This is a genomic window from Vibrio diazotrophicus, from assembly GCF_038452265.1.
Taxonomy (GTDB): domain Bacteria; phylum Pseudomonadota; class Gammaproteobacteria; order Enterobacterales; family Vibrionaceae; genus Vibrio; species Vibrio diazotrophicus.
In genome coordinates, this window is record NZ_CP151842.1 from 1184581 (window position 1) to 1206218 (window position 21638).

Annotated in this window: 20 protein-coding genes and 1 tRNA gene; 17 read left to right on the top strand and 4 right to left on the bottom strand. The window is 42.3% G+C overall.

Annotated elements, in window-relative coordinates:
• Positions 1–77: 77 nt before the first annotated feature.
• The 13 genes from ruvB (at position 78) to nadA (ending at position 11461) form a co-directional block, all read left to right on the top strand.
• Positions 78–1082 (top strand): Holliday junction branch migration DNA helicase RuvB, encoded by a 1005-nt coding sequence (gene ruvB, locus AAGA51_RS05345; RefSeq protein WP_042486624.1) that lies wholly within the window; start codon positions 78–80, stop codon positions 1080–1082.
• A 459-nt stretch (positions 1083–1541) separates the two neighbouring features.
• Positions 1542–3128 (top strand): cytochrome ubiquinol oxidase subunit I, encoded by a 1587-nt coding sequence (gene cydA, locus AAGA51_RS05350; RefSeq protein WP_042486621.1) that lies wholly within the window; start codon positions 1542–1544, stop codon positions 3126–3128.
• Positions 3129–3143: 15 nt separating this feature from the next.
• Positions 3144–4280 (top strand): cytochrome d ubiquinol oxidase subunit II, encoded by a 1137-nt coding sequence (gene cydB / locus AAGA51_RS05355; RefSeq protein WP_042486619.1) that lies wholly within the window; start codon positions 3144–3146, stop codon positions 4278–4280.
• 12 nt (positions 4281–4292) lie between these two features.
• Positions 4293–4400 (top strand): cytochrome bd-I oxidase subunit CydX, encoded by a 108-nt coding sequence (gene cydX / locus AAGA51_RS05360; protein ID WP_000270285.1) that lies wholly within the window; start codon positions 4293–4295, stop codon positions 4398–4400.
• Complete coding sequence (gene ybgE, locus AAGA51_RS05365) at positions 4393–4698, top strand: cyd operon protein YbgE (protein ID WP_042486614.1); 306 nt, start codon at positions 4393–4395, stop codon at positions 4696–4698. The genes cydX and ybgE overlap by 8 nt, the downstream gene beginning before the upstream one ends.
• A 169-nt stretch (positions 4699–4867) precedes the next feature.
• Positions 4868–5275, top strand: a complete 408-nt coding sequence (gene ybgC / locus AAGA51_RS05370) for a tol-pal system-associated acyl-CoA thioesterase (RefSeq protein WP_042486611.1) — start codon at positions 4868–4870, stop codon at positions 5273–5275.
• The gene (gene tolQ / locus AAGA51_RS05375) at positions 5265–5948 is read left to right on the top strand and encodes a protein TolQ (RefSeq protein WP_042486608.1); all 684 of its coding nucleotides are present in this window, start codon (positions 5265–5267) and stop codon (positions 5946–5948) included. The genes ybgC and tolQ overlap by 11 nt, the downstream gene beginning before the upstream one ends.
• A gap of 3 nt (positions 5949–5951) precedes the next feature.
• Complete coding sequence (tolR, locus tag AAGA51_RS05380; protein WP_042486605.1) at positions 5952–6395, top strand: protein TolR; 444 nt, start codon at positions 5952–5954, stop codon at positions 6393–6395.
• Between the two features lie 14 nt (positions 6396–6409).
• Positions 6410–7480, top strand: a complete 1071-nt coding sequence (tolA, locus tag AAGA51_RS05385) for a cell envelope integrity protein TolA (RefSeq protein WP_042486603.1) — start codon at positions 6410–6412, stop codon at positions 7478–7480.
• Between the two features lie 14 nt (positions 7481–7494).
• Positions 7495–8847: a Tol-Pal system beta propeller repeat protein TolB gene (gene tolB, locus AAGA51_RS05390; protein WP_042486599.1), complete on the top strand. Its 1353-nt coding sequence runs from the start codon at positions 7495–7497 to the stop codon at positions 8845–8847.
• Between the two features lie 28 nt (positions 8848–8875).
• A complete protein-coding gene (gene pal / locus AAGA51_RS05395; RefSeq protein ID WP_042486596.1) occupies positions 8876–9418 on the top strand; it encodes a peptidoglycan-associated lipoprotein Pal in 543 nt (180 codons plus the stop codon).
• Between the two features lie 16 nt (positions 9419–9434).
• Positions 9435–10211 carry a tol-pal system protein YbgF gene (gene ybgF, locus AAGA51_RS05400; protein ID WP_042486593.1) on the top strand — a complete coding sequence of 259 codons (777 nt, stop codon included), beginning with the start codon at positions 9435–9437 and terminating at the stop codon, positions 10209–10211.
• A 188-nt stretch (positions 10212–10399) separates the two neighbouring features.
• Complete coding sequence (gene nadA, locus AAGA51_RS05405) at positions 10400–11461, top strand: quinolinate synthase NadA (protein WP_042486591.1); 1062 nt, start codon at positions 10400–10402, stop codon at positions 11459–11461.
• A gap of 87 nt (positions 11462–11548) precedes the next feature.
• Here the strand turns inward: nadA and AAGA51_RS05410 are convergent, their stop codons facing one another.
• Positions 11549–12121 (bottom strand): UPF0149 family protein, encoded by a 573-nt coding sequence (locus AAGA51_RS05410; protein ID WP_171137578.1) that lies wholly within the window; start codon positions 12119–12121, stop codon positions 11549–11551.
• 188 nt (positions 12122–12309) lie between these two features.
• On the opposite strand from AAGA51_RS05410, the gene AAGA51_RS05415 reads away from it, so the two are divergent.
• The 4 genes from AAGA51_RS05415 to AAGA51_RS05430 all read left to right on the top strand — a co-directional run bounded on the left by AAGA51_RS05415 (position 12310) and on the right by AAGA51_RS05430 (position 17552).
• Positions 12310–14727 carry a hybrid sensor histidine kinase/response regulator gene (locus tag AAGA51_RS05415; protein WP_042486586.1) on the top strand — a complete coding sequence of 806 codons (2418 nt, stop codon included), beginning with the start codon at positions 12310–12312 and terminating at the stop codon, positions 14725–14727.
• A 259-nt stretch (positions 14728–14986) separates the two neighbouring features.
• Positions 14987–15436: an L-alanine exporter AlaE gene (locus tag AAGA51_RS05420; RefSeq protein ID WP_042486582.1), complete on the top strand. Its 450-nt coding sequence runs from the start codon at positions 14987–14989 to the stop codon at positions 15434–15436.
• Between the two features lie 159 nt (positions 15437–15595).
• Positions 15596–15683: transfer RNA gene (locus AAGA51_RS05425), tRNA-Ser, on the top strand.
• A gap of 153 nt (positions 15684–15836) precedes the next feature.
• Positions 15837–17552, top strand: a complete 1716-nt coding sequence (locus tag AAGA51_RS05430) for a site-specific integrase (protein ID WP_167828608.1) — start codon at positions 15837–15839, stop codon at positions 17550–17552.
• A gap of 295 nt (positions 17553–17847) precedes the next feature.
• Here the strand turns inward: AAGA51_RS05430 and AAGA51_RS05435 are convergent, their stop codons facing one another.
• From AAGA51_RS05435 to AAGA51_RS05445, 3 genes are read right to left on the bottom strand one after another with little or no spacing between them, the layout of a single operon-like run.
• Complete coding sequence (locus tag AAGA51_RS05435; protein ID WP_042486577.1) at positions 17848–19497, bottom strand: ADP-ribosylglycohydrolase family protein; 1650 nt, start codon at positions 19495–19497, stop codon at positions 17848–17850.
• Positions 19498–20136 carry a DarT ssDNA thymidine ADP-ribosyltransferase family protein gene (locus AAGA51_RS05440; protein ID WP_042486574.1) on the bottom strand — a complete coding sequence of 213 codons (639 nt, stop codon included), beginning with the start codon at positions 20134–20136 and terminating at the stop codon, positions 19498–19500.
• On the bottom strand, positions 20136–21527 hold the full coding sequence (locus AAGA51_RS05445; RefSeq protein ID WP_042486570.1) for a 3'-5' exonuclease: 1392 nt from the start codon (positions 21525–21527) through the stop codon (positions 20136–20138). The genes AAGA51_RS05440 and AAGA51_RS05445 overlap by 1 nt, the downstream gene beginning before the upstream one ends.
• Positions 21528–21638: the final 111 nt, after the last annotated feature.

The window sequence follows — 21638 nt, forward strand, 5'->3', positions numbered from 1 at the left end:
GGTTTATTGCGGACGTGTTTTATCTTAGAAGTGTTGATACATAAGAAAGACGAAGAGCAGACGTTAGGAAACTATATATGATTGAAGCTGATCGCCTCATTGCTCCAATGAACCCTTCATTTAAAGATGAAGAGGTGATTGATCGTGCGATTCGTCCTAAGAAATTGGCCGATTATCAAGGTCAGGATCACGTTCGTGATCAAATGGAAATTTTTATCAAAGCTGCGCAAATGCGTAGTGAAGCTCTCGACCATCTGCTGATATTCGGCCCTCCCGGGTTGGGTAAGACCACACTAGCAAATATTGTTGCTAATGAGATGGAAGTGAATATCCGCACCACTTCTGGCCCTGTGCTTGAAAAAGCGGGTGACTTAGCGGCACTGCTCACCAATTTGGAAGAGAACGATGTGCTCTTCATTGATGAAATTCATCGCCTCAGTCCTATGGTTGAAGAGGTTCTGTATCCGGCAATGGAAGACTATCAACTGGATATCATGATCGGTGAAGGGCCTGCGGCTCGTTCTATCAAGATAGATTTGCCTCCATTTACGTTAATCGGGGCAACAACCAGAGCGGGTTCCCTGACCTCTCCGCTAAGAGACCGTTTTGGTATTGTTCAACGTCTGGAATATTACAAAATTGCTGACTTGCAACATATTGTTCAGCGCAGTGCCAACTGCCTAGGTTTGTCTATGGATGGAGAAGGTGCATTAGAAATTGCCCGTCGAGCACGAGGAACACCTCGTATTGCTAACCGTTTATTACGTCGTGTCCGAGATTATGCGGAAGTTAAGGGTAACGGGCACATATGTGATGACACCGCAGACAAAGCATTGAATATGCTGGATGTCGACAATCAGGGCTTTGACTACATGGATAGAAAGCTGCTTCTCGCCATTATGGAGAAGTTTTCTGGTGGCCCTGTTGGTCTTGATAACCTTGCAGCGGCAATAGGTGAAGAGAAAGATACCATCGAAGATGTTATAGAACCGTATCTAATTCAACAAGGTTATTTACAAAGAACACCACGTGGACGTATTGCTACTGACCGCGCCTATCTGCATTTCGGTTTGGATAAATAAAGTTACAATTGTGTTTGATTAATTTGTAGTCATACGCTTTGTGATCGATATCACAATTCAAAAATCTTAAAAGCTTATAAAGGGTTATCAAAGTTTGTGTGCTTGTTAATCCTTTGTTCTTCAAAACTCCCTTCTTCTGATTATTTTTACCTAATGCTAACAATAAAGTTCACTTTCTGTTGATCTGGGACATTTTGTTGTTCTGTTGTCTAAAATTCACGCAGTTAATTTGATTTAAGTCAAAGCGCTTTTCTCTGAGAAATCTTTTGAAACGTAGGTTTTTTCTCAGTAGTATTAGCTCAAGCTATATTAGCTATTACTTAACAATTAACTAACCACAAAAGTACATAAATGCAACAACTAGCTGTTAAATAGCAACATGTTGGCGTTATTCTTAACAGGTGTTGTGTTGTTGTAATATGTCATAAGGTGTCATTCAGCCGGCACAAAGGAGTTACTATGATTGACGTAGTTGATCTGTCGCGGTTGCAGTTCGCACTGACAGCGATGTATCACTTCTTGTTTGTTCCATTGACCCTCGGTATGGCTTTTTTACTAGCCATCATGGAGTCTCTATATGTAATGACTGACAAGCAGATCTACAAGGACATGACTAAGTTCTGGGGTAAGCTTTTCGGTATCAACTTCGCATTGGGTGTGGCAACAGGCCTGACAATGGAATTCCAGTTTGGTACCAACTGGTCTTATTACTCTCACTACGTAGGCGACATTTTTGGTGCACCTCTTGCTATCGAAGCCTTAGTAGCCTTTTTCCTAGAATCTACCTTTGTTGGCTTGTTCTTCTTTGGATGGGACCGATTAACCAAGCGTCAACACTTGGCGGTTACATGGTTAGTAGCACTAGGTTCAAACTTCTCTGCACTTTGGATCTTGATCGCTAACGGCTGGATGCAAAACCCTGTTGGTGCTGAATTCAACTTCGAAACCATGCGTATGGAAATGGTGAGTTTCGCTGAGGTTGTATTTAACCCTGTAGCTCAGGTTAAGTTTGTTCACACCGTGGCTTCTGGTTACACAACGGGTGCAATGTTCATTCTTGGTATCAGTTCGTACTACCTGTTGAAAGGGCGTGACGTTGCTTTCGCTCGTCGTTCTTTTGCCATTGCTTCTTCTTTCGGTATGGCGGCAATTTTGTCTGTAATCGTACTGGGTGACGAATCTGGTTATGAAGTTGGTGAGGTTCAGAAAGTGAAGCTGGCTGCTATCGAAGCAGAATGGCACACAGAACCTGCTCCTGCAGCGTTCACCATGTTTGGTCTTCCAAACCAAGAAACCATGCATACTGATTACGCAGTTAAGATCCCATATGTAATGGGCATCATCGCGACTCGTTCATTTGATACTGAAGTAAAAGGTCTACGTGACCTTCGTGATGAGCACGTTGATCGTATTCGTAACGGTATGTATGCGTATGAACTTCTAGAAAAACTTCGTGCTGGTGATAAATCATCAGAAAACATGATGGCATTTGATGAAGTGAAAAATGACCTAGGTTATGGCTTGCTGCTTAAACGCTACACTGACAAAGTCACTGACGCGACTGAAGATCAAATTCAGGCAGCGGCAGATGACTCAATTCCAACAGTATGGCCTCTATTCTGGTCATTCCGTGTGATGGTGGGTGTTGGCTTTATCATGCTGTTTGTATTTGGTATGGCATTCGTACAGACATGTCGTCAAAAAATCGAACAGAAACCTTGGGTTCTCAAAGCGGCACTGTTTAGTATCCCGCTACCTTGGATTGCAATTGAAGCTGGTTGGTTTGTGGCTGAATATGGTCGTCAACCATGGGCTGTTGGTGAAATCTTACCAACCAACGTCGCCGCTTCTGCGTTAAGTGCGGGTGAAATCTGGACGTCTCTGTTCGCGATTTTGGCTCTGTACACAATATTCCTGATTGCTGAAGTATATCTAATGGTTAAGTTTGCTCGTAAAGGCCCTAGTAGCCTGAAAACTGGTCGTTACCATTTTGAGCAAGACGCTAACTCTGTAGAAGACAAAGTTAGTCGCCAAGTAGAAGCATAAGCAAGGAGAGAACACATGTTTGATTATGAAATCTTGCGACTAATCTGGTGGGTACTAATTGGTGTATTGCTGGTTGGTTTCGCAATTACAGATGGCTTTGACATGGGCGTTGGTGCTCTTGTCCCTGTTATCGGCAAAAGTGACAATGAACGTCGCGTAATGATTAACTCTATCGCTCCTCACTGGGATGGTAACCAAGTTTGGTTGATCACAGCGGGTGGTGCTTTGTTTGCGGCATGGCCTTTGGTTTACGCAACGTCGTTCTCTGGTTTTTACCTAGCGATGATTGTGACTTTGGCGGCGCTTTGGTTACGTCCGCTTGGTCTTGATTACCGTTCAAAAATTGAAGAACCAAAATGGCGTAATGCATGGGATATCTGTATCTCAATCAGTGGTTTTGTTCCGCCAATCATTTTTGGTGTGGCATTTGGTAACTTGCTACAAGGCGTACCATTCCAACTGAACGAGTTCTTGATGCCAACTTACCATGGTTCATTCTTTGGTCTGCTAAATCCCTTTGCACTTCTATGTGGTCTGGTCAGCTTGTTTATGATCCTTCTACAAGGAGCTTCTTGGCTACAAATGAAGACCACAGATGCAGTTCATTCACGTGCGCGTGGAGTAGCGCAGCTTATGGGTCTGTTAACGACGGTTGCATTTGTTGCGGCGGGCTTCTGGGTTCAAGGTATTGAAGGCTATGTAATTGCTGGTGGCATTGATGGCAATGCAGTGTCTAACCCTCTAAACAAAGAAGTCGTGCGTGAAGTGGGTGCTTGGATGAACAACTTTGAGCAATACCCGTTAATGTGGGCTGCGCCTGCATTAGGTGTGGTAATGCCACTACTTGCCGCTTTAGCTTCTCGTTTTGAGAAAGGTGGCTTTGCATTCTTGGCATCAAGCTTAGGTAACGCGGGTGTTATCTTTACTTCTGGTTTGGCTATGTTCCCGTTTGTAATGCCATCAAGCTTAGATCCGAAGAGCAGCTTAACCATGTGGGATTCTACATCGAGTGAACTGACTCTGAATCTAATGACGGGTGTCGCATTTGTAATGGTGCCAATTATTCTGGCTTACACTTCATGGACTTACTACAAGATGTTTGGTCGTCTTGACAACAAGTTCATTGAAGAAAACAAGAACTCACTTTACTAAGGAGCAAACATTATGTGGTACTTTGCATGGATTTTAGGCGTATTACTCGCTTGTGCATTTGGCATCATCAATGCTCTTTGGCTAGAGCACACTGAAATGATGGATAAAGATAGTGAATAACTTGTCGACTCAGGTTGCCAAGTTCCACTCTCCAATGGATAAAGCCTTATTCAAGGCTTTATCCTTAGTTCTGGGTTTCTACCATCTGTTTTCTATTATGTGGAACCCAGAATCTTACGCTGACAGTATTGGTGGTTTTAATGCCATCGTAGCTCCATTGATCATTTGGGCGATGTGCTCGAGCATGGTGTATGGCGTAGGGTTTAAACCACGTTTTTGGGTTTGGCAGCTATTGTTTAGCCCTTACATTTCACTTCCGATACTGATTATTTTCACTGGGATACGATTTCTCGCTTAAGTGTTTGAATTTTCAGTTGGTGAAGAATTAGACGAATTAGCGCTTTCTCTTTGAGGTAGCGCTAATTTTTTTGACACTCTGTTACGAATTACCTCATTCCCCCTTGTACTATCGACAATGAGTTGCGTTATAGTAAAACCTCATTCGGTAAATCAATTAATCCAAAATTATGAAAACGTTTCATTGGCCAATCACCATTTACTACGAAGATACGGATGCAGGTGGTGTCGTTTATCATTCGAACTACCTCAAATTTTTTGAAAGGGCTCGCACTGAAATGCTGCGTGCAATTGGTGTATCTCAACAAGTTTTGTTGGAACAACGCATAGGATTTGTTGTCAGACATGCCGACATCGATTTTATACAAGGTGCTCGATTGGACGATCAACTCAATGTTGTCACGACTATTTCTGAACTAAAGAAAGCATCGCTAATATTCTGTCAGGAGCTCGTCAATCCTGATAACAAGGTGTTGTGTAAAGCAATAGTTAAGGTAGCATGTATCGACAATGAGAAGATGAGACCTAAGGCCATGCCTCAATTAATTATTTCGGAGTTAACCAACAGTGCAAGCTGATATTTCAATTCTCGACCTTTTCCTTCAGGCCAGTTTGTTAGTCAAAATGGTCATGCTTATCCTTTTGGGAATGTCGATTGTTTCGTGGGCGATGATCATCAAGCGTTATAAAATTTTGTCAAAAGCCACAAAAGACGCTGAGGCGTTTGAAGATAAGTTTTGGTCAGGTACAGATTTAGCTGTTCTTTATCAAGATGTGAAAAAGCGCAAAGACGAAATCATGGGCACAGAAGAAATCTTCTATTCAGGTTTCACTGAATTTGCTCGTCTACGTAAAACGAACTCTGACTCACCTGACTTTGTGATGGAAGGTACTGGTCGAGCAATGCGCGTATCTGTGGCACGTGAAGTAGAAGAGTTAGAAGCAAACTTACCATTTCTAGCAACAGTAGGCTCAATTAGTCCTTATATCGGATTGTTTGGTACGGTTTGGGGTATTATGCATGCGTTCATTGCGTTAGGCGCAGTAAAGCAAGCCACATTAGCAATGGTCGCGCCGGGTATCGCTGAAGCACTAGTTGCGACCGCAATGGGTCTGTTTGCTGCAATTCCTGCGGTAATGGCATACAACCGTTTGAGTAATACGGTTGGCAAGTTAGAGCACTCTTACGCAACGTTTTCTGAAGAATTCCATAGCATTTTACACCGCCAAGCAATGGCGGGTAGGGAATAATCAATGGCCGGTTATCAGCCAAAGAAGCGTAAACTCACTGCTGAAATCAACGTTGTACCTTACATCGACGTTATGTTGGTGTTGCTGATTATCTTCATGGTGACATCACCATTTGTGACTCAAGGCGTTGATGTAGAGCTTCCTAAAACGTCAACAGCTAAATCTGCTTTAGAAATGGCAGGCGATAGCGACGCAAGCTTTATCATCGTTGAAATTGATAAAGAAGGTAACTTAGGCTTGAGCGTCAACAATGAAGAGGTGCAGCGAGGACTGTCGCTACAAGATATTATCGTCAGAGTGAAAGCAGAACTATCACTTAAGCCAAACTCTCCGGTTGCCGTAGGTGGTGATGCTGCCACACCGTATGCAGAAGTGGTACTTGTGTTAGATGAATTAAGTCGAGCCGGTATACCAAAAGTCGGGTTGTTAACGGATATCAAGGAATAGGCTTAACATCGTTCATGAAAGATCATAAGTCGAAAAAGAATTCATATACCAAGCCGATAGCGATTTCTGTCGGCCTTCATGCAGTTTTGATTGCCGCTTTGCTTTGGGGGACGGACTTCACCATGTCTAAACCTGAACCTTCTGGCCAAATGGTGCAAGCGGTAGTGATCGATCCAAATTTGGTCAAGCAGCAAGCGGATAAAATCCGTAGTCAACGCGAAGCCGCATCTAAAAAAGAGCAAGAGCGTTTGGATAAGCTGCGTAGAGAAAGCGAGCAGTTAGAAAAGAATCGCAAAGCGGAAGAAGAACGCATTCGTAAGCTGAAAGAGCAGCAAGCCAAAGAAGCTAAAGCAGCGAGAGATGCAGAGAAGCGTCGTCAAGAGCAAGAAGAGCAGCAAAAGATTGCTGCAGAAAAAGCGCGCGTAGCAAAAGAACAAGCTGCTAAAGCAGAAGCAGAAAGAAAAACCAAAGAAGAAGCGGCTAAGAAAGCGGAGGCTGAACGTGTAGCGAAAGAGGCCGCGGCAGCGAAAGCAGAGCAAGAAAGAGTAGCGAAGGAAAAAGCGGCTCAGGAAGCTCAAGAAAAAGCGCGTCGTGAACGTGAGGCTGCTCAGAAAGCAGAACAAGAAAGAATAGCGAAAGAAAAAGCGGCAAAAGAAGCGGCTGAAAAAGCGAGACTAGAGAAAGAACGAGCAGAAAAAGCAAGGCTAGAGCGTTTGGAACAGGAAAAAGCACTGAACAGTATCTTTTCAGGCTTAGAAAGTGAAGCTCAACAAAACACTTCAGCTCGTTCACAATACGTAATGAGTGAAGCCGAACGTTGGGGCGCAATATATACCCAGATGATTCAGCAAAATTTGTTACTGGAAGATAGTTTTAAAGGAAAAGAATGTAAGGTGAACTTGCGTTTAATTCCAACGGGCGCAGGCGCAATAGTGGGTGACTTATCGGTTATGAACGGTGATTCGCGCCTATGTTCTGCGACAAGACGTGCAGTAGCGCAAGTTGGAACATTTCCATTACCGAAAGACGATTCTGACGTAGTCGAAAAACTGAAAAATATTAATTTAACCGTAGTACCAGAGTAAAAAGGATAAAGCTTGTGTTTAAGCGATTGATTTTAGGATGTGTACTTGTCATCACAAGTAGTCTGCAATTTGCCAATGCAGCGTTGGAGCTGGTTATTACCGATGGTATTAACTCTGCGCGCCCAATTGCCATTGTTCCATTCAAATGGGAAGGTTCCGCTCCGTTACCACAAGACGTTTCGGCTGTTATTTCATCAGACCTACAAAGAAGTGGGAAATTCAGCCCAATTCCTACAAGCAAAATGCCGCAAACTCCGTACACTGAAACACAAGTGAAATTTGATGCTTGGACCAGTATCGGTGTCGATGCGCTGCTTACAGGAAGCATTACGCAAAATGCTGAAGGTAACTATGTTATCAATTATCAACTAGTAGACGTTGTACGTGGGCAACTGACTCAAGGGCAAGGTAAAGCGCTGAGTTCTGATGGCCAGTTGGTTCTTTCTAAAGATCATGTACTGTTCAACAAGGTTGCGACCGTACCTGCGAAGCGACTACGTGAATACGCGCATAGAATTTCAGATCTTGTTTACGAACAACTCACCGGAGAAAAAGGTGCGTTTTTAACTCGTATTGCTTATGTGGTCGTGAACGATAAAGATCCGTACCCATATCAGTTACGTGTTGCAGATTACGACGGTTACAACGAAAGACTGGTTCTTCGTTCTAAGCAGCCTCTTATGTCGCCTTCATGGTCACCGGATGGCAAAACACTGGCTTACGTTAGCTTCCAAAATGGTCAGGCAGAAATTTATCTGATGAACATTTACACCGGAACTCGTGAAAAAGTGACGTCATACCCACGTCATAATGGGGCACCAAAATTTTCTCCTGACGGAAAACAGTTGGCGTTAGTACTGTCTAAAACAGGCAGTCTACAAGTGTATACCTTGGACTTAGCTTCCCGTAAGCTGACGCAAATAACGAGTGGTCGCTCAAATAACACGGAGCCATTTTGGCATCCGAATGGTGAATCGCTCATATTTACATCAGATCGGGGTGGTAAACCACAGATATATCAAGTAAATTTGTCAGACCGTGCAACGACGCGTTTGACTTGGCAGGGCAGCCAAAATTTAGGCGGTCAGATTACTCCGGATGGTCGATTCCTCGTTATGGTGAATCGTTCAAACTCTGGCTTTAACCTGGCAAAACAAGATTTGGAAACGGGATCAGTACAAGTTCTTACAAAAACTTTGCTTGATGAGTCTCCAAGTATTGCGCCGAATGGTGGTATGGTTATATACAGTTCCATCTACAACAAGACCAACGTATTGTCGATGGTCTCAATAGACGGAAGATTTAAAGCTAGATTACCGGCAACCAACGGACGTGTACGCGCTCCTGCCTGGTCTCCGTTCTTATAGCGAAAAATACAAAATAAAGGAAAACAAGATGCAACTTAATAAAGTTCTTAAAGGGCTACTAATTGCGCTACCAGTACTAGCAGTGACAGCTTGTAGTTCAAGCGATGACGCAGCAAGCAACGCTGGTTCAGAAACAACTAACCAATCAACTTCAGGTTCAGCTAACCAAGTTGACACAACTGTTGTTTCTCCAATGGATCAAAACGGTCAGCTTTCTGAGCAAGAGCTTAAAGAGCAAGCTCTACGTGAAACTTCAACAATTTACTTCGCATTCGATAACGCAACTATCGCTGGTGACTACGAAGAAATGCTAGCGGCTCACGCAGCTTACCTAAGCAAAATGCCAAGCCTTAAAGTAACTATCGAAGGTCACGCTGATGAGCGTGGTACTCCAGAGTACAACATCGCACTTGGTGAGCGTCGTGCACAAGCAGTAGCTAAATACCTAGAAGCACTAGGTGTTCAAGCTGACCAAATCTCTATCGTTAGCTACGGTGAAGAGAAGCCTCTTCTTCTTGGCCAATCTGACGAAGTATATGCTAAGAACCGCCGCGCAGTTCTAGTATACTAATTCAGGGATGAACCTCATGTTCAGTAACTTAAAGCGCCTGATCACGCTTACGTTACTGGCAAGTGCAGCGAACAGTTCGTTCGCTGCACCAGCTCCAGTATCTGATCTCAGCAATAATTCATCTAGCCAAACCTCTTCTACTCGAACAGCTTCTTCAGAATCGGAAGTTCAGCGATTAGAGCGTCTGCTTGAAACTCGTGCGCGCCTTCAAGTGCAAATGCAGCAGCAGCTAGACACCATGGCTCTCGAAATCAATGAATTACGTGGGCAGATAGAAAAAAATAACTACGATATGCAGCAGATGTTACAACGCCAAAGGGAGTTGTTTGTCGAGCTTGACCGTGTTCGTGGTGAAATGAAAAAGCCTGCACCTGCGGCGGCTGCATCTAACGATGAAGACGTTCCTCAAGGTACATTCAGCAGTGATGCAGATGAACAAGCGGCTTATCAAAATGCCGTAGACCTAATTCTGAAGAAACGTGACTACGCTGGTGCGATAGCCGCCTTCCAACAATTCCAAAAAGATTATCCAAACTCGAACTTTGCACCAAATGCGCATTATTGGTTGGGGCAACTGTATTTCGCTAAGAAACAAGATAAAGAAGCTGCGACCAGTTTTGCTGCAGTAGTTTCTTACAAAGAATCTAACAAGCGAGCAGATGCTTTAGTGAAGTTAGGCGATATTGCTAAACGAAACAATAATGAAGCCCAAGCTAAAAAGTACTATCAACAAGTAGTTGATGAATACCCAACCAGTGCTTCAGCGAAAGTCGCCAGTGAAAATCTGAAGTAATAAAGCAGATGATAGAAAAGAGGTTGCCAAACGGCAGCCTCTTTTTTCTTTCACTCTTAGCTAAAGCAACGGATATTGCTGTTGAGCAAAAACACTTACTGTCGCTGCGCAAAAGAATCATTTTTGCCTATCTATTCTATGTCGGTGTACAATGCCCGAATTAAAGGAAGTTGCATAGAGCATGAGCAATGAGCCATATATTAGATAAAATCGATACGGTTTACCCATTCCCTCCAAAACCGACTCCATTGTCGGCGGAAGAGAAGCAAACCTACCTTGCGAGTATTAAAGAGCTGCTAAAAGAGAAAGACGCAGTTTTAATCGCGCATTACTACACTGACCCAGAAATCCAAGCCCTTGCAGAAGAAACAGGCGGTTTTGTTGGTGATTCTCTGGAGATGGCAAAGTTTGGTAACCGCCATCCAGCAAGCACATTGATTATCGCTGGCGTACGTTTCATGGGCGAGTCTGCGAAGATTCTTACCCCAGAAAAACGTATTTTAATGCCAACGCTAGAAGCAGAATGCTCGCTTGATCTAGGCTGTCCTGCTGACAAGTTTTCCGAGTTTTGCGATGCGCACCCAGACCATACTGTGGTTGTATACGCGAACACTTCCGCTGCTGTAAAAGCGCGAGCTGATTGGGTAGTGACGTCGAGTATTGCACTTGAGATCGTAGAGCAACTTGAATCAGAAGATAAGAAAATCATCTGGGGACCAGATCGCCATCTTGGCTCTTATATCGCCAACAAAACCGGCGCAGATATGCTGCTTTGGCAAGGCGAGTGTGTGGTACACGATGAGTTTTCAGCAGATGCACTGAAGAAGATGAAAAGCCTTTATCCTGAGGCGGCAATTTTGGTGCACCCAGAATCACCTTCAAGTGTTGTTGAACTGGCGGACGCAGTAGGCTCTACCAGTCAGTTGATCAAAGCTGCCAAAGAACTCCCTCATCAGAAAATGATTGTCGCAACAGACAAAGGCATTTTCTTCAAGATGCAGCAGTTGGTTCCTGAGAAAGAACTGATCGAAGCGCCAACAGCAGGTGCAGGTGCGACTTGCCGCAGTTGTGCGCATTGTCCTTGGATGGCAATGAACGGCTTAAAAGCGATTGAAAAAGCGTTAAAAGATGGTGGCAGCGGACACGAAATTTTTGTTGATGAAGATTTACGTGTTAAGTCTTTGATCCCACTAAATCGTATGTTGGATTTCGCAGAGCAGCTTAATATCAAGGTAAAAGGTAACGCTTAAGCGCGGCTACCAACGAATTGATACGCAAATCAACATGAAAGAAGCCAGCATAATGCTGGCTTCTTTGTTTCTCATAGAAGATGAGTACTACTGTGCTTCAGCGAGAGCAACACCGCGCTGAGTTAAGCCACATAGCATGACCGGAATCGCTGCGTAGATCTCTTCAAACTGATCTAAGCCTTCCATACCTTGTTCATTTAAAGTCGTCAGCGCTGTCTCTGGATCGTAAAGCATGCTGAGAGAAAGAAGAACGCCGCCCAGTAGGGCATTATCTTGGCTCTCTTCTGGCATTAGCACTTCCCAGTCATCGCGGGCAAGCTGCCAACCCTGCAATACACCTTCACAGAAATCACGTACTGAATCGGTAACGATTTCTTCTTCGTCAAGGTCATAACCTTCAGGCCAAACCCAAGTACCTTCTAAAAATGAAGAGCGATATTGGTTCCACATATCAATAATATGTTGGATGTAAGTTTCTAGTTGCTCACCATCACTAAAAGGTGCGACTTCTTCGCCCCCCCAAAGGAAAGGTAACCATTCCTGCGGAGGAAGAATGTTTGGCGCACAGGCCATCGCAGCAACAAAGCCACGTGACTTAGCTTCGTTAAGCAACTTATCTTCAAATTCAGGTTGGGTAAGGATATCGTGTAAGGTCAAAATAGGGTTCCATACTTTACTGCAAAAATTAGCACTATCTTACCCTTAACCGTCTTTTGATGCGAGTTCACAGAAGACCCCGTTTTTTAACAAACAAAATGCGGTTTGGATTAACATTTGCAACCTTCTTATGAGTAAATTCCCATATAATTTCACTATACTGTTGCTAAAGGATTTTTTATCAAAGGCTTATGGAAATACGTTCATCATTAAAGCGCAAGAGCATGTTCGCTCTCATCGTGTATTTGTGCTTTTTCCTGGCCACAATTGGCTCGTTGACCTACTTGGCTGTGGATTCCCCTTTCAGAAAAGAGTTGAAGCAGTATTTAGACTTGCGTGCTGAGCTTCTTTCGTCGCAAGTTTTAGACCCTCTCAATCGCTCGGTGGGCGTTCTTCAAAGTATAGTTAGTATTGCTCAAGCATCAGAAAGCCAAGAAGAGGCTTCGCGCATGCTACGTTCGATATTTTCTACTGTCGATGACGTTGTCATCAGCGGTGGTATTTGGCCTAAGCCGTTCAGTGTTGACCCTTATATTAAGTACAAAGGCTTGTTCTTTAACAGAGCCACAGATGGCAAAGTCGACCAGCTCCATTCTTGGAATAATCCAGAATCAGGCGGATATGACAGCGAAGTTTGGTATGTGGCAGGAATGGAAGAACCAAGCGGTAGCATATTTTGGTCTCCTGTTTATGTGGATTCATTCACTCAGATCCAAATGATCACAGTGACTTCGCCGTATTATGTAAACGGTGAATTTTCTGGGGTAGCCACGGTTGATCTTTCTTTACAAAGTTTGACTGCACTGATTTCACTTCACGCAGAGAGATACCAACTGGGTGTTTCGCTGCGAGACTCATACGGTTCAACCATTACAGAGCATAATTTCCGGTTGCGAGATGGTGCGTATGTCAGTAAATACGCCTTTGGTGACTTTAACTGGAAGCTTGATGTAGTGAACTCGCATCGCTTGGTCGACGATGATGTGTTTGACTTAGTGATGAGTGTCGAGAAGGGGATCTTGCCGCTACTACTTTTCTGTCTGATGTTGGGTTACTACTTAATTAATCGCTACCTGATTAACCCAATTGTGGTGATTGCACAAAAAGTCGATGATTCAAAAGAGGGTGGCATCATTGATGTTCCTTACCACAGTCAGGATGAGATTCGTTATTTGATTGATACCTTCAATCAAAAGACTGTGTATTTGGAAGCGGAGAAAATCAAAGCGCAAGCCTCGACAAAATCTAAAAGTATTTTCCTTGCTACGCTGTCTCATGAGATTCGCACGCCAATGAACGGCGTTCTCGGTATGGCTCAGATACTACTGCGAGGGGACTTAAAACCTCAGCAACGTAAACAGTTGAAAAGCCTGTATGAGTCTGGCGAACACATGATGTCACTGCTTAATGAGATGCTCGATTTCTCTAAATTCGAACAAGGGCACATGGAGCTTGATAACAGCAAGTTTCCACTTGAATTTATTATTGGCAGTGTCACCAGTGTTTACTCCTCCCTTTGCCATGAGAAAGGTTTGCAATTTAAGGTCTACTCAGAAGTACCTGCAAATCGCTGGTACTTTTCCGATAAGGCGAGAATTCGTCAGATTTTGTTTAACTTATTAAACAATGCGGTGAAATTTACCTCGCGTGGTTTCGTGGAAGTGTTTTTCAGCGAAGTGAAGCTCGACGGTCAGCTCTATCTGAGTATCAGAGTCCGTGACACTGGTATTGGCATCGAGAAGGCGGCTCAGGAGAAAATATTCCGACCATTTGAACAGGCCGAATCTTCAACCACCCGACGTTTCGGTGGCACAGGCCTAGGCTTAGCGATTGTTAAGCAGATCGCTGAACTTATGGAAGGAACGGTTTCCGTTAACAGTAAGGTGGATATTGGCACCAGTTTTCAAGTGAATCTGAAGATTGACGTTTGTGAGCCTGAATTGGTCGAGAGTAATCACTCACGTCATTTAAGCTATTCTGGATTGAAGGTATTGATAGTGGAAGACAACCGCACCAACACCATGATCATCGAAACGTTTATGAAAAATAAAGGTTTTGAATGTGAATGTGTCGAAAATGGTGAGCTTGCAATACAAGCAGTTGCGAATGGGCAATTTGACCTCATTCTTATGGATAACCACATGCCCGTCAAAGACGGCGTTGAAGCTATACATTCAATCCGCCAACTGGAAGGCCCTCAATCTCAAGTTCTGATCCTCGGCTGTACTGCAGATGTGTTTAAAGACACAAGAGAAAGCCTGTTGAGTGCCGGAGCAGACTCGATAGTCGCGAAACCTATCAATGCAGGTGAGCTGGATGATGCTCTCTATAAGCACATTAACAAGCTTTACCAGTACCACTCAGAAATGCCTAAGCTGGCTTTTAGTGGCAGCGCTGAGGAGTTGTTAGTCAAACTCTATATCGCCATCGAAAATAAAGCCGTCGGTGAAGCGTTAGACATAGTTGAGTTATTAGAACATTCCTTGGAACTGCCTAGTGACAGCCAATTGGTCAAAGCGCTGACATCTGTAAAATCTCATCTAGAAGAAGGTGAGATACCTCCTAAAGAATCTATCGATTTAGTAACCATATTGCTTTCAGATTATTAGGTCATTAGAAGAGACCCACGTTTTAAAATTTAAACCTTTAAGCATAGTTGAATCATTTGTTATAACTGTGTGAAATAAGAGAGAGATGCTACTTTGCATTTCATTTATGGTTGTTTATTTAGTAACTGAATAAAAATACGAGATCAAAAACTATATAAGTTGTGCTCTAATGGCGCCATTAACTGCCTGATCTTTTTATGGTGGTGATATGTGTTATGAGAGCGCTAATTTTGCAGTTTATTATCTTGTGAGGACATAAATGAAAGCTCGTGGCCCTTTTTGTATACGTCATGCTGCTGCGGACACTTTTGCAATGGTTGTTTTCTGCTTTGTATCGGGGATGATTATTGAAATATTTATCTCTCAGATGACATTTGAGCAGTCACTAGCGTCGCGAACTCTTTCTATTCCCGTAAATATCGCCATCGCTTGGCCATACGGCGTATTTAGAGATTTTATGCTGAGACAAGGCCGACGTATTTCAGAAACCAGTTTGATGAAAAACGTGTCAGATCTCGTGGCTTATGTGCTTTTCCAATCACCGGTATATGCTGCCATCCTATACACAGTTGGTGCTTCAACAGACCAAATCATGACAGCCGTTGCGAGTAACGCTGTAGTTTCTTGTGGAATGGGCGTGATTTATGGCTACTTCCTCGATATGTGTCGTCGTTGGTTTAAAGTGCCTGGCTATTACCGTGCGATGTGATACAGCTAAAGAAATAAAACACAGTTGTAGGGAAAATATTCAATTTAGCCAATTAGTAAGCAAATAACTTAGTTAGAACGCTTTTTTTGGGATTTTTCCTTGACGATCATTAGCTGAATCATTAAATTAGCGCCTCGTTAGCCGTTATGGTTAACCTCCGGTGAGTTGTCCGAGTGGCTTAAGGAGCACGCCTGGAAAGTGTGTATACGGCAACGTATCGAGAGTTCGAATCTCTTGCTCACCGCCACCTTAAAAACCCTAGCAGAAATGCTGGGGTTTTCTCGTTTTAGGTCAGTAAGTTAAGGTAATATAAGGGCTTAACGTTAACTGGCTTCATCTTTTTTGTATGCGCCTCAATCGGCTAGGGTGTACAAAAGAGGTGTACAAAATGGGGTTCTTAATGGCTTCACCAATCAAAAATAAAAATGGCGTTTGGACTACTCGCTTGGTTGTTCCTAAAGAACTTCGTCCCATCATCGGTAAAAGTGAACTGAAACGCTCCCTCGGTACGAAAGAAGAGCGTGAGGCTCGTTTAAGTCATCCGACTGTTTTAGCTGAGTTTCAAGCGGAAATTGAACGCGCCCGAAGAAAGTTAGAGAGTGATTCTCGACTTACTGATGGTGTTATTGATGCAATTATTTTTGAGTGGAAACAGGCAACGGCCAAACATTTCTATGGCATCCACGGTGCGATTAACCCTTTCATTATGAAGAGCGGAGAATTTATCGAAGAAAATAATCTTCCGGTGCTTGATGCTCTCGATGATATCGAAAATTTTAAGCTTAGGCAGCGGTATAACGAAATTAACGGCATCAGTGTTGATCCTGAACGTAAAGCCAAACGACTTCGCGAAATTTATAGTCAGTTAGAACGACTGATTGGTGAGTATTTTACCTCATCACTTGCAGGCTATAATGTAGAACCTGATTTAGACAGTCAGCAATACCGAAAGTTATTAGCTAAGTTTGCACTAGCATATGTCGATATGACGCGCAGTGCAGTTAAAAAGCAAGTCTCAGATATTGATTTAGCATCACACGGGGTACATCTTGAGAGTATTGATAAACTACAACCAGTAGATATGGCGGGTACATCTTTCGAAGAAGTTTGGGAAGAGTATAAACAGTCAACTTTACGTAGAGAATCAACTAAAGGTGAGACCCGGATTCGAGATTATTCTTCGGCTATCGAACGATTTTTGAAAATGTATCCCAATAAAATGATATCAAGTTTCTCTAAGCGCGATTTGGCGACATTTAGAAATATGCTTGAATCACTTCCAACTCAAGTCAAAAAAGATATCAAAGCGTTAAGTCTTGAAGAGCAGGTCGCCAAAGCTCAAGAACTTGGACTCAAGCTGATATCACAAGCCGGTGTTCGTAAACAGATGAATGCTATTTCAGCTGTATTTACCTATGCAGTACGGCAGGACTATATACAGAATAATCCCGTTCATGGCGTTGTTTCAGATATTAAGAAAACTGGCGGAGACCCTACCGGGAAAGATTATACACCAGAAGAAATACGTTCGATATTTAGCTCAAAGCTCTTTCATGATGATTATCGTCCCTCTAAAGCTGACTATGGCGAAGCACCTTATTGGTTACCCATTATGCTGTATTACACCGGAGCAAGGGCAGAGGAGCTCGCACAGCTCTATATTGATGATATTTCGTTGGGTTCCGACATCCCGTTTATCCAGATATCAGAAGATAGGGAAGACCAATCCGTCAAAACGGGTGAGCGACGCCAAGTGCCAATTCATCAACACTTGCTTGAATTGGGTTTTGCTGAATATGTTAACTCGTTGCCTCAAGACGGCAGGTTGTTCCCTAAACTGAACAAATCGAAAAATACTAAGTACCACTCGAAGGTTAGCCTTTGGTTTGGGAAATATATTGCAGATGAGCTGGGCATTAACCGAGCGAACCTTAAGCCATTCCATGCTTTCCGCCATACGTTCATTACAATCTGTCGCGTGAAGAATGTGCGCATTGATGTGCAAAAATCGGTAACGGGCCATTCTCAAGGCGATGTGGCTAGCCAGTATGGTTCTTATGGGCTGAATTTGAAGAACGAGGTTGTGCAGCAGATTCCGAGGTGTTTTGACAGTTAGGACAGCCTTTGTTTCCATAAAATGGCAAGTGCTGACAATCTCTCTCAAACATTATGTCTTTAATGGAAGGGACATAAAGCAAGTCTCAGTATTACTGCAACTGAATTGCTACGTGAAGCTTAGTGCTTCTGTAGTGGCTAATGTTTTTGGGGGCAGAGTAACTACTAACGACAATAAGGAAGTGGTTTCATCTTCCTTATTGTTTTCGTTTTACGCATTCTTATTGGAGCCAAGTAAACTTGAGGTTAATAGTGATTAACAGAGTAACATTACAAGCTGTCTAACTTTAAATAAATCATGTTGTTGGGTCGTTATTAAATGCGTTCGCAATTATAGATGAATAGGCTATGACGCTCTCTATGGAGTAGTTTTTCTTTTTTGCAAGTAGCTTTATATGTTGCCCAATTAATGTTTCATCAAAGTTACTCTCAATAGCTTCTCTAGCTAAAGCCTTCATATCGTACACCATGGGAGTTAGGGCTACAGTTTTACTTTGAGTACTCGCAGTGGCAGATATTTGAGCCGTATCATAAGAATCCGAGTTATGAATAGATGGATTGTCAACACTCGAAATTGTGTTAGGAGCGCACTGAGGTTCTTCTTCGAGCAGTTCTTTAAAGACTCGTCTCTTTAAGAGAATAGAAAAACCGTGTTTCGTTAAATACCATTTAAATAAATATTCATTTTTCCTGTCTTCATAAGATACCGAAATCGGGGTCAGTTCTCCAAATAGATCAATATGGACTTTATTATTGGTCGCCACCATAGAATTATCTAGTGATGAACGATTTGGAATCCAATTCAAAGCGTCAGGGTATTCAAACGTCTCAGTATCCTCGCCTACACTTAGACGATACATTCGGTTTGCTTCAGAAACTATATAGTCATAATCCTGAATGTGGCCAGGCGGCAATGCATTAGCTTGAGCTCCATACAGAGCACCAAACATTGTTCCAATTGTATCGGTATCTGATTTCAATTCATTCACTACATCAACTAAAAGTTTATGTGCATTGGTTGAGGTATAGCTTTTTAATAATAGCAGAGAGGCTGCGAGTGCTGTTTTTGTTCCAGAACCACGTTGCTCGGGATTTGTTAAGCCCATTATGTTTGTGAGTTGAGTATAATTGGTGTCAGTAGACTCTACCCACGTGGATACACTTTCAATATCTGTAAGTAATTCTTCTGCTCCATTAGCAAACGCATCATCTAAGCTTAGTTTAGTCTCCGCTTCCCATTGGTGAACCCAAAAAGTTTCCAACATATCGTCTTGCTTTATAAAAACAGATGCACGACTACAGATGAAAGCATCTTCCTTAAGTGATTCTAACGACAGTTTCTCATTTCGTAGTACTCTAGCTAACGATAGTGAATGAAAAATAGCACCCAATATGCCTCTAGGATGTCCGTGAGTTACTATTGAGTTTTTAATGACATCGACTATGTAGCTTTCGATGTCATGTAAATTAGTGGCCGCCCAAACATGAGGTTGAATTCTCATTGCCGCGCCATTTCCGCCACCTTGAATATATTTTGAATCCTTTTGAGAATAAAAATTTGAATACCAGTTAATAGATTTTTTTATTAAATTGTTCGTGGCGATTTTCGTACCGCGACCGGCACCTAATGCGTAGCTTAGCCAGACAGGCAATTCGCATTTGGCAAATGCTTCTACATCGAAATATCCTCTACCATTTATAGCTCTCGATGTACTAAGTCTTAGTTGGGTATCATCAGAGTATGTTCCTTTGGGTAATTCAACTTGTGTCCCATAGATACCTTCAAGTTTCCTTTTCCATGGGATAGTTTCCAATATGGTCTCTTGGCCGCTACGAGACTTCACGGTAGCTTTAGAATTCGCTAATTCTGTTATAAATCCCAAGGCATCCGCGTAAGCAGCCCAAAGAGCAGAATTAATTGTTGCCTGTCTACGAAAATTGCTCATTTATAATCCCATGAATTTTTCGGTATTAACTTCTATTTCAATATGTTGAAGTTTGTCGTCAAATGATAATGCAGCACTAGCGAGCGCGAAAGTAGCTTCATCTGGAACATACAATTTTTTTAAGTATTCTAAACTAATATCATTAGGATAGAGCACTTCAGCTTCTTCACATGTAGTCCAATTCAATGGCAAAGTTGGATCTCTGGGCTTTAATCGCCCACGCTTTGATACAACTTGGTCATGGAACAGCATATTTAACCCAATCTGCCCAATATCTCTTTTACACTCATTCCTATAGATATTGTTGGTTGTTGTAAAGACTACTCCATCATGGGCTAGAATTTGTGCATCGAAAGCAAAAATAACCCAAAAATCATATTCTTCCCTGTGCCACGTTTGGCTATATCCAAAGAAGCTAGTATTAATTCTCGAGATCGATAAGTTAACATAAGATGTCCATTGTGAGTCTGAACGAAATTTAGAGTTGTACTTGATTATATGTTCCAGTGCTTTTTCTTTGGGTAACTGATCACGAGATACCAATTTGTTTAAAGAGCAGATTCCAACCAAGCCGTGGTTAGTTGTGAAATGTAGAACTTCTTCTATGCCTCTTTCTTCGATGATTTCTTCTATAGTCATCACAACTCCACTAGTTCATAAGTTTTGCTATCTAAGAGGTTTAAAATGCTTGGTTTATCTTGTTCTTTGTAGCCTAGAATAACGGACTTTCTCGCTCGTGTAATTGAAACTGTTAATAAACGACAAATGTTTAGATAAGAGTCGGATTCTGAATCTTCTTCGTATTTTAGAAACTCGTTACTGAGACCTAGTAGGATAACATGATCAAATTCTAAGCCTTTAGCTGAATGCATCGTCGATAGAACCACATTGGTGTCAATATCAGGCCACTCACTAGTTCTAGTTAGGTTAGCAAAGGGGATTTTTGCTCTCGATAACTCTGATTTCAGATATCTTTGCGTTCCTTGCGATTTAGAAATGAAGCAAACAGTTTCATTCTCGAGGTCCACGGTATTTAGATAATCAATAGCGTAGCTTACTTGCTGATTGTATAGTCCTGAAATTAATTTTGGTAGTTCCCCAGAAACTCGGCAACTATCATACTTAGGTATGGTGCCATCAGCATCAATTCCTACTCGATTTAATAGTTGGTAAGCCAACCAGGCTATTTCATACGTGTTTCTATAATTCTTTTCTAATCTAAATGAATTTTGAGGTCTTATTTCCAGTCCAACCTCTCGCCAAGTAAAGCCTCGGTTGTATATCTTCTGAACGGTATCGATTACAAAGGTACCATGAGACTGATCGTGAAGCATTGATACTATTGTTCTAAGTTCGTTTGCGGAAAAATCTTGAGTTTCATCAGCAATTATGATGTCAAACTGTTCATTTATGTTACTTATGGGATATTGGTTGATATCGTTCCAATCAACAATTCCGTTGTTTTTTTTGTATTCGAGATAGGGATGGATTATCTCTTGGAGAATCTTTTCTCTTAAAGCGCGGTCGATTCTGGGCTTCGTTCCTCGGCCTACACGCACGGCGTCCAAGTATTCTTCTAGATCGGTTTCCAAAAAACGACCTAATACGTAATCTACTTCAGAAGACAAATAACTTGAGTCCAAGCCTAAGGTATTAGATATAGAGAAACCAGATTCCTCTATATTGTTTACAATCTGTAGTTCGTTAATATTTGGATATTTATTTCTACAATATTTGGCTAGTGTTAGCACTTCTATTTCTATGCCCTTGCCAATTTCTTGAGCTAACTGGCGAATATAAGAGCTTAATGTGGTGTTAAACGTAAATACTATCGCTCGTATAGGCTTTTGTTCCTGCATGTTTCGCCTACGATTATTTCTATGGAATGTGATTGCTAATTTTAGCATGAGCAATGCTATCGTTGTTTTTCCACTACCTGCAGCACCTCTTATAACTCGATTCATTGGATGGGGAGTTGTAAACAGTTGCCTTTGCTCGTCTGTTGGCTCTATATTTTTTAGTGGCTTCACGTAAAGATTCCAATATCAACATTAGTTAACTGAATCTATTTGAATATCATGGGTGTGATTTTCCTTCAAGTTTCAACTACTTGTTCTGGTCGGCTTTCTGCTCAAAGTGTG